General features: G+C 63.8%; 5 protein-coding genes. 1 reads left to right on the top strand and 4 read right to left on the bottom strand.

Annotation, left to right across the window (positions count from 1 at the left end; translation table 11 throughout):
• The coding region (locus tag D9T14_RS12865; protein WP_147434129.1) for a transposase family protein at positions 1-244 on the top strand (244 nt) is incomplete at its 5' end.
• On the opposite strand, the gene D9T14_RS14310 is transcribed toward D9T14_RS12865, so the two are convergent.
• From D9T14_RS14310 to D9T14_RS12850, 4 genes are all read right to left on the bottom strand, one after another.
• A complete protein-coding gene (locus D9T14_RS14310) occupies positions 207-3,959 on the bottom strand; it encodes an Eco57I restriction-modification methylase domain-containing protein (protein WP_119162924.1) in 3,753 nt (1,250 codons plus the stop codon). The genes D9T14_RS12865 and D9T14_RS14310 overlap by 38 nt on opposite strands.
• 3 nt (positions 3,960-3,962) lie before the next feature.
• A complete protein-coding gene (locus D9T14_RS12855; RefSeq protein ID WP_119162925.1) occupies positions 3,963-6,893 on the bottom strand; it encodes a helicase-related protein in 2,931 nt (976 codons plus the stop codon).
• A gap of 668 nt (positions 6,894-7,561) precedes the next feature.
• Positions 7,562-8,521: a hypothetical protein gene (locus D9T14_RS13415; protein WP_126464208.1), complete on the bottom strand. Its 960-nt coding sequence runs from the start codon at positions 8,519-8,521 to the stop codon at positions 7,562-7,564.
• 189 nt (positions 8,522-8,710) lie between these two features.
• A partial coding sequence (locus tag D9T14_RS12850; protein ID WP_147434128.1) for a transposase family protein occupies positions 8,711-8,903 on the bottom strand: 193 nt, incomplete at its 5' end.

The raw sequence follows: 8,903 nt of genomic DNA, 5'->3' as shown, positions 1-8,903 counted from the left end.
CAAGGGCTACACCGGACTGGGCATGATCACCCCGGAACGAAAACCAGTCCACGGCGAGCTGACAGAAAACCAGAAACAGTACAACAGAACCATCAACAAGCTACGCGCCCCAGTCGAACGAGCAATCGCCAACCTCAAAACCTGGCGAATACTCCACACCGGCTACCGCAGACCCATCCACACCTTCCCACAAACCATCACAACAGTCATCGCACTAGAATTCTACAAAAACAGTTTTGCATAACCCTCACTGGATTCGCAACATACAAATGCCGACCTTTTAAGATGACATCACCCCAAGAATCATGGGTATCCCATTTCTCAACGAAACGTCCCCTCTGTTTGTCGATTGACTCATCCCAACCACGAGAGAACAGCAGGTTCAGCTCGCCCATGCGGCGGTTCGACGCGAGCTTGGCGAGCACATTGACGCTCGCGTTGTTCACAATATAGAGCATCCGGGTTCGCAACAACGAAGTATCCTGATACTCAAGCACATCATGCCACGAGGAAAGCGTCTGCCCCGTGACTCGCTGGATGCGTCCTGCATGTGGACGCTGATCCCAGGCACCCTCAAACTTTAGGCCCGGCTCTGGCCCTGAACCATCATGCCGTAGCGAGCGCTCAACAGTCTCTGGGTGATAGAGGCCACACGCCTGGATGAATGATACATTTTGTTTAACCCCATAAATGTTAACGCCAAAATTCTTCCGATGACCGATTTCGCTAAAAAGCTGCAACTCATTCGAAAACTGCCAGTGCCGTCGCAGACGCCGATAAGTCGCCTCGCGCAAAATCCCAGCCTTCTCGTCGGTGAAGTGTGTCTCGGGGTGCAGTAGCGCCGCGATGCCGCGCTCCGAGGCGTTCGCCCATACTCTGCTCATGAAGCACCGGTAGAGATCTGGCTGGAGGCCGGCGAGCACCGGGTAGTTCGTGGCATCGCCGACATAGGCAGCCAGGGCCTGCATGTCGGTAGTGCCGTCGATGAGGAGTTGTGTGGCCCCTCGCCTCAGCAGGGTTCCCGTTCGGCGTTGCTTCTTGGCGGCCTCGGATGGTTTGTTCTCGAGCATCCACCACGGATCGGCCTCGGCCAGCAGCGCCGACACGTCACTGCGAGGCCGCACCCACGGCGGGTTCCCCACTTGCAGGTCGAAGCCGCCGCGGGCGAACACGGTGGCGAAGTCGAGCTGCCAGTGGAAGAAGCCCTGCTGGGCGGCCACCTGTTCGCAGTGCCGCAGCCACGGGTGCTCGTCCAGGGCCTTGGCGACGCTCCTGGCGGTGGAACCCGACAGCACCCAACTCTCCTGCTCGGCCAGCGCCTGCCACTCATCCGAGGCCGTCAGCTGCTGGTCGGCGGGCTGGTGGCGCCGGTCGGCTCTGATCTGCACGGGGACGCCGATGAGCTGCTCGACGGTGTCGATCCACTCCTGCCAGTCCGGCAGCCTCACCTGCTCGCCGATGAGCGGCACGAACCACAGGGCGCACCAGGCGTCCATGACCCGGCGCAACCGCTGGTAGGCGCCGTCGGGGTCGGCCAGGGACTCCTCGATCTGTTCGCGGGTCACGACCGGTTCGCGCGCCTCGTCCTGCTCGGCGCCCCACAGGCCGATGGCGCGGCGGCTCTGCTGCTCGGCCACGGTGAGGCGGCGCAGCGCCATCGTCCACAGCTGCTCTGCCTGCTCGCCGAGGGCGACGAGCCGCCTTGTCTGTTTCAGGCTGGGGGCCTTCGTGAACTGCCTGCGCCAGGTCTTCACCTGCTTCACCCGCTCGGCGGCGAGCTGTTTGGCCTCCTTCGCGTCGGCTGTGGCGCCCCAGCCGGCGCCGGGCAGCAGGAAGTGCGGGATGCGCCCGTCGGCGCCGGAGGCGACGGGCTCGCCGGTGCGGGCCCGCTCGGCCATGGCCTCCAGCGGCACGTCGGTGGGCGGGCTGGTGTGCCAGCTCTTGTCGGCCACCTGGCCGGTGCTGTAGAAGCCGTGGCGGGCGCCGATGAGCGAGTTGCCGCGCCGCAGGTGCAGGCCGAACCAGGGCGCGTCGAGGCCCTTCACCATCGTGTCGAGCCACAGGGTGATCTCGGCGAACTCGACGGCCGTGGCGTTGAGGTCGACGCCGTAGACGTTGTGCAGGGCGATGAAGGCCTTCGTCCGCTGCAGCTGCGCCGGGTAGTCCTCCGGGTCGATGGCCCGACCGGTCTCCTGCTGCTTGCGGGCCAGGTACTGCTCGGCGAGCTGGCGGGTTGCCTCGATGGCGAAGGCGCCCGAGCCGAGGGCCGGCTCGCAGATGCTCATCCGCAGAATCTCGTCGGCCGGTGTGGTCCGGCCGTCCTGGTCGAGGAGTTCGGCGAGGGCCTGGGAGACGGTGAAGCGGGTGAGCACCTCGGGGGTGTAGTACGAGGCCGACTGCTGGCGTTCGCGGCCCGAGAGCCTGAAGATGAACTGGCCGGCGCGGTGGATCTTGCGGCGGTCGCCGCGTACCGGATCGTGCACCATGACGAAGTCCTTGTCGGCCAGGTCACTCGACCGGTCGACGGGCACCACCCACGAGCCCTTGGCGGGGTCGCCGTCGTGCGCCACCTCGAACATGTCGGTCTGGGCGAAGATGCCGGTGTAGCTCATGAGGCCCTCGTAGACGGCACCGAGCTGGTTGATGCCGAGCTCGGCGTAGCTGATGAAGCCGCGGTCCTTGCCCCTGCGTTCCTTGCTGAGCAGCAGCTTGCCGAGCACCTGCTGCATCGCGGCGTTGCCGAGGCCGACCTCGCCGATGAGCTCGATGGCCTCGGGCCGGAACAGGTCGGCGCGCAGCGCGTGGAAGGCCAGGGCCGCGGCCTGCTCTGGCTCGGGCACGCCGAGTTCGAGGTTGCCCTGGTCGACGAGGCGGAAGAGCACCGCCAGGGAGTCGTACAGGTGGGTGCCGTCGCGGGAGGCGCCGGTGAGTTCGACCAGCAGCAGGTCGCGCAGCCGGTCGAGGGAGTAGCCGTTCTCGTACTCGGGCGCGCCGACCGGCAGGACGCCGAGTTCGGGCGAGGCCTCGGCGTAGAGCAGGAAGAGCACCCGGTAGATGAAGCGCAGCGACTGCATGGCCAGCGGCTGGGCCTGGTCGGCGGGCAGGGCGTCGAGGCCCCTGGCGCGGCGGCGGTCGATGACCTCGTTGGCGATGATCTCGATGGACTCGCGTACGCCCTCGCGCAGGTCTTGGCTGACGCCGACGGTGTGGCGGATGGAGGCCTCGAGCACGCCGGTCCACCAGATGTCGCCGTTGGCGTCGGGGGCCAGTGACTCGGCGGCCAGGCAGACCAGCGCCGTGTGCACCTCGCCCGCCCGCCTGGTGTCGTTGCGGTCGGCGACGGTCTGCAGGTCGACGGCCAGGTAGCGGCCCTCGGGCCAGCGGGAGCGTTCGGAGACGAGGAGCCAGCGTCCGGCCATGACGAGGGCGAAGGCCGGGCCGCCGGGGCGCACCATGAGCGTGCTCACCAGGCGGGACGCCGAGCAGACCAGCTCGGAGTCGGGTGCCTCGGGGCCGGGCCGCCAGGGCTCCAGCAGGGTGCCGGCGTTCTTGTCGAGCAGGTCCTCGGGTGCGGCCACCGGTGTGGCCTCGACAACGGCCAACTGCTCGTCACCGGTACCGGCGGTGGTGAACCAGCGCACGGGCCCGTCATCGCGCACCTGGTACTGCCCGGTGCCGTAGCCGAGCACGTCGAGGACGAGCCGGTAGGTCTCGCGGGCCCGCTCCGGGTCGTTTTCCTCGTCCCCGGCGCCGCCGTCGCCGTAGAGGCCTGCGATGGCCCTGAGCAGCTCGGGGCGCGCGGCGGTGAAACGTGACAGCGGGGTGCTGCTGTCGGCGGCCCTCCACTGCTTGTGCCGGTCGAGCACCAGCTTGTGGAAGGACTCCCTGGGCGAGTCGCTGGTGAAGAAGTGCTCGCTGATCCAGTCCTCGACGACGACGAGGGCATCACTGGTGGCCATTGGTCAGTTCTCCTTGTCGTAGTCGGCGGGCACGACGACGAGCAGTGGCCGCACCAGCCGGCGGTCGGGGGCCATCTGCTCGACGAGTCGCTGGCGTTCCTCGACGCCGGCGCGGCGCTGCCGCAGGGAGCCGCGGGTGATCATGGCGTCGGCCTCGTCGCGCCACTGCGTGTTCTGCTCGTTCCAGCGGTCGATGCGTCCGGCCACGGCTTGGCGGGCCTGGCTCATCGTGAGGTCCATCTGCCTTTCGGCGGCCTCGACGGCCGGGGCGATGAGTTCCTTGAGGGCGTCGGTGCCGGTGACGGCGCCCGGGTTGCTCATCTGCTCGCTGAGGCCGGCGGCGCGCAGCATCTGCGACGAGGAGTCGTAGAGGGTGGGCAGGGCCATGGCCGGGTTGGCCGGGCTGGGGAACTCGACGCCCACCCAGCTGACCGTGACGACCTGCCCGCGCCGGTCGGTGAGGGTCCCGCACAGCAGCACGGTGGGGTTGTCGACCCGGCCGCGCACGACGTAGACCTCGTTGCGGCCGAGCATGGCCAGGGCGCGGTCGGCGGCCCAGTCGAGCACCGGGTGGAGCGGGCCGAGGTAGTGGGCCTCGGGCCAGGAGCTGTCGGAGGCGTCGGTGAGGGCGTCGCGCAGCAGCTGGGCGGCCCTGGCCTCGCTGGTGGCGAGCTTGAAGCCGTCGAGTACGCCGCGTTCGCTCAGGTAGCCCTGGGGCAGCACCTCGAGGCGCTGGCGCAGGTCGGCGGGCGGGGTGAACTCGACGACGCCCTCGCCCGGGTACTCGCGCCAGCCCACGCCGCCGGATCCTGAGGCGGCGGGTTTCGCCGCCGGGGTCGTGTAGTACTCCTCGAGGGCCTCGCGCAGGAAGGTGACCGGTTCGGCGTAGAGGGGGCTGGCCTCGGCCAGCTCGACCGCCGACAGCTCCCGCCCGGCGGCCGGGGCGCCGTTGCCGCTGATCGCGGCCATGAGGGCCGCCAGGCCGTCGCCGCCCATGACCTGGTCGGCGGTGCGGACCACCTCGTCGAAGCTCTTCTGCCCGGCGAGCACCCTGGTGAGCTCGGCCTCCTCCCTGGACTCGCTGTACTCGCCCATGAGCCCTGCCACGTCACCGAGGGCCCGGTGGGCCTCCTCCTCGCGTTTGAGCAGCCGGCTGAGGACGGCGATGTCGCCGCTGAAGCCCTCGGCGCTGGGCGACAGCAGCAGGGTGGTGATCTGCGGGCGGGAGCGCTGGCCGTAGCGGTCGATACGGCCGTTGCGCTGCTCGATGCGGATGAGCGACCACGGAATGTCGAAGTGGATGAGCTCGTGGCACTGCTGGTGCAGGTTGACGCCCTCGGAGGCGACGTCGCCGGTGACGAGCACGCGGATCGGTGAGTTCGTCTGCTTGAAGCTCTCGACGATCTCCTGCTGGTCGACGTCGGGCAGGCCGCCGTGCAGCAGCGCGACCTGCTCGGGTTTGAAACCGAAGTCCGCCGTGAGCTTCTGCTGCAGCCAGGTGAGGGTGGCGACCCGTTCGGCGAAGACGACGGCGCGGGTCTCGCTGCGCCGGCCCACTCCGATGTGGCGCAGATAGTCGACGAGCCGGTCGTACTTGGCCGAGGAGTCCCGGGTCCGCTCGTTGAGGGCGGCGAGGCGGTCGAGGGCGTCGGCCTCGGCGCGCTGGGCCGGGCTCATCGTGCCCGCCGCGGTTGCCCGGGCGGCGGCGTCGAGGCGCCTGCGGCGCTCGGTGATGGAGGCGTCGAGGGCGGCCGGGGACGACAGGAAGGCCTTGGCGAGCGTCCACGGGAACAGCTGGGTGCTGCCCGAATAGGGGGACGATCCCCCGGCCGGGTGCAGCCAGACGTCGTTGAGCTCGCAGGCGACGGCGTCCTCGGCGGGCGAGGCCGGCACGAGTTCGTTGCGCGGCGGCAGGCGCTCGGCCCAGTCCGAACCGACGACGCCGGCGACCTCGGGGCTGTTGCGGTGGCGGCGGATCACCAGGCGCCGCAGGTCGTCCTCGTTGATCTCGCCGTCGGGGCTGACGGCGGTGGGTTCGAGCAGGCGGACGAGTTCGGCGAAGGACTCCTTGCGGCCGTTGTGCGGGGTGGCCGAGGCGAGGATGAGCGCGTCGGTGGTGGCGGCCAGGTTGCGGGCCAGCGCGTTGTTCTGGGTGCTCGCGTTGGTGACGTTGTGCGACTCGTCGATGACCACGGCGTTCCAGTGGTGCTTGCGCAGGTCGTTGACGAAGTGGTCCTGCTTGAGGGTGTCCATCGAGATGATGACCCGTTTGAAGAAGGTGAACGGGTTGCGGTTGGCGGGCAGTTTCTGCTTGACGCGCTGGACGCCCACCGAGTCGAGCCGGACGAAGGGGATGTCGAAGCGCGACCACATCTCGTTCTGGGTCTGTTCCAGCACGTGTCGGGGGCAGACGATGAGGATGCGTTCGCCGCGGCCGCGGCGGATGAGTTCGGACAGGATCATGCCGATCTCGATGGTCTTGCCCAGGCCGACGGTGTCGGCGAGCAGGATGCGCGGCTGCAGGTTCGCCGGGTCGAGGGCCTTGGCGACGGCCCGGTACTGGTAGTCGAGGGTGTCGGCCAGCGCCCGGTGCGAGACGGCCAGGGCGGATTCGCCGATCGGGACGGGTGTCTTGCGCAGCGTGGCCTCCAGCCACAGCCGGGAGCGGCGGTAGTGCGGGGAGTCGTCGGCCACGGGCACCGCGTCGCGGGGGTCGAGGGATCGGATGCCGTTGCCCGAGTCACTCGGGCGGGCCTTGTCGAACTCCAGCGACTCGTAGAAGGTGGCGGTCGTGCCGCGCACCAGCGGGCTCAGGCCCTGCACGGTGACGAGCTGGTCGTCGCCGGTCTTCTCGACCGATGTGACAAGCCACTCCTCGTCACGGATGACGACCGTGGACCCCGGCGCGACATTGAGCTGCTGACCCTGAGACATGAGTCGGATTCCCCTCACTCCCCCTTGTGAGAACGTGATTGCGTCCCCTAAGGGTGGAGTCTAGTGGTTGGGGCCGACAGGAGTGCTGATTCAGCCGCTGAGCTGAGCCTTCCTCTGATGGGAGATGCCCATCACCCGGCCCACGTCACGCAAGGCTGAGAGGGCGGCAGCGCCAGAACAACCTTGAGATCTTCCTTCTGTGCACGGGTGAGCTTCGCCGCGCTCTGGGTCCCCTCTTGCTCGGCCAGCACTGAACACATCGAGGCTTATTCACAGAGGCTCAGAGAGCGATGAAATCCCTAGTCATGGGTTGATTCATTGAGGCAGTGAATAAGCCTCATCGCACTGTCCTTTCAGTCGGCCGGCCACTCCCGAACGGTTCTCTCGCTGTGCTCGACCATTTCAGCGATGAAACTCACATCGACACCACAAGAAGCGTATAGGATGGCTTCTGCTTTCATCCGCGCCAGTACGTAATTGTCTGTGCAATTCTTCCACATGGTCAGACTTAGTCAGAATAGCGGTTTCTTCCAGAGTGACCTCAACCTGCATGTCCTAATCATATCCAAAAAGCCACAAATCCATCAAAAATACAACTTTGTTTCATGACGACCATACAGAGGACGAGTCCAGTCCCTCCTTTACTCGAACGATACACACATCTCATTTCATTCATTATTATCACTATCTGGAAACCATCCAGCAAGCTGCTGATGGAACCTAAACGCTATGTCATCAAATTGAATCAAATGATTTCTTTGAAGGGTATACGTCGCTAGAGAATTAGCAAGAATATATACCGCCTCGCGAACAATAGTGGTTGCCATGAGATATGGAAGTCCTCCAGAGTCGCCAGCTTCAAGACTTTCTTGAACTGCAGCGATGCTCCATATACGTCCATGAGTAACACCAGAACCAAGACGCCACGAGAAGGACGCCCATGGTGAGCCATATTTTTTCGCCAACTCCAAGGTATTTGGCTCAAGCGTTACTTTTTTCTCCACTCCTCCTTCAGACGACTTCTTACATATACCAACAACCTTAGGACATTCAAAGATTTTGACTTCACCTTTTTCATCTAATTCGTACCCTTGTCGAATAGCCTCAGCTCTTGCAGCTTTATACTCAGTTTTATTTTGGTGGGACACCAGATGAGATGCTGTCGGATCCAAGGATTCCATAGCAAGTTGATTTTGCCGCGCCTCAGCCATAACACTTGCACATGCCTTCATAAATCGCTCATCAAAATCACCATCCAGATGATAGGCGGCCGATAATGCCATATCTAACGTTGAGCGCGCCAAGATAACTGAAGAGAGTCCTGTACGAGATTCTTTTCCATTAGGAACACCCTTTAACAAAACATGAACAGCAAAAGTAGCATCCATTATTGCAACAACTCGATCAATTATCGTTTTCCAAACTTTCTGTATATAAAACTGACACAAAGAATCATCCTTATGCTGTTTTAACTGCACAGAATCTTGCTCTTGAGGGGAATTCGGGATGAATTTGTCTGGAGTTAAAGTATTGAGACTTTGCTGTCCCAGTTCAGCAAGGGCGGCGCAAAACTCGCTGCATGCTTCGACGCGAGCCAGATCAGAGCTTGTCAAATTAATTATGTTCATATAAAGATTTTAGCACAAAATATTTTTTAGGTTAGGTAAACCTCTGACTTTAATCTCCGGCAATCTCCGGTCTCAGCGCATCAGTGCAGACAGTGAGGGGCTGCCCTGGGATAATCAAAACTGACAACACCAGAAGGGTTATTCAAAACTGATTTTGTAGAATTCTAGGGCGGTGATTGCTGTGATGGTTTACGGAAAGGTGTCAAGGGGTCTGCGGTAACCAGTGTGCAGGATCCTCCAGGTTTTGAGGTTGGCGATTGCTCGTTCGACTGGGGCGCGTAGCTTGTTGATGGTTCTGTTGTACTGTTTCTGGTTTTCTGTCAGCTCGCCGTGGACTGGTTTTCGTTCCGGGGTGATCATGCCCAGTCCGGTGTAGCCCTTG

This window comes from Propionibacterium australiense, assembly GCF_003666605.1.
Lineage (GTDB): Bacteria > Actinomycetota > Actinomycetes > Propionibacteriales > Propionibacteriaceae > Propionibacterium > Propionibacterium australiense.
Note: the sequence above shows the minus strand (reverse complement) of the source record. Positions and strands in the feature narration are given on the sequence as shown.

What these genes read in the sequence shown, in the direction of transcription:
- D9T14_RS14310 (WP_119162924.1), bottom strand. Translation starts at nt 3,959, where the DNA reads ATGGCCACCAGTGATGCCCTCGTCGTCGTCGAGGACTGGATCAGCGAG.
- D9T14_RS12855 (WP_119162925.1), bottom strand. Translation starts at nt 6,893, where the DNA reads ATGTCTCAGGGTCAGCAGCTCAATGTCGCGCCGGGGTCCACGGTCGTC.
- D9T14_RS13415 (WP_126464208.1), bottom strand. Translation starts at nt 8,521, where the DNA reads ATGAACATAATTAATTTGACAAGCTCTGATCTGGCTCGCGTCGAAGCA.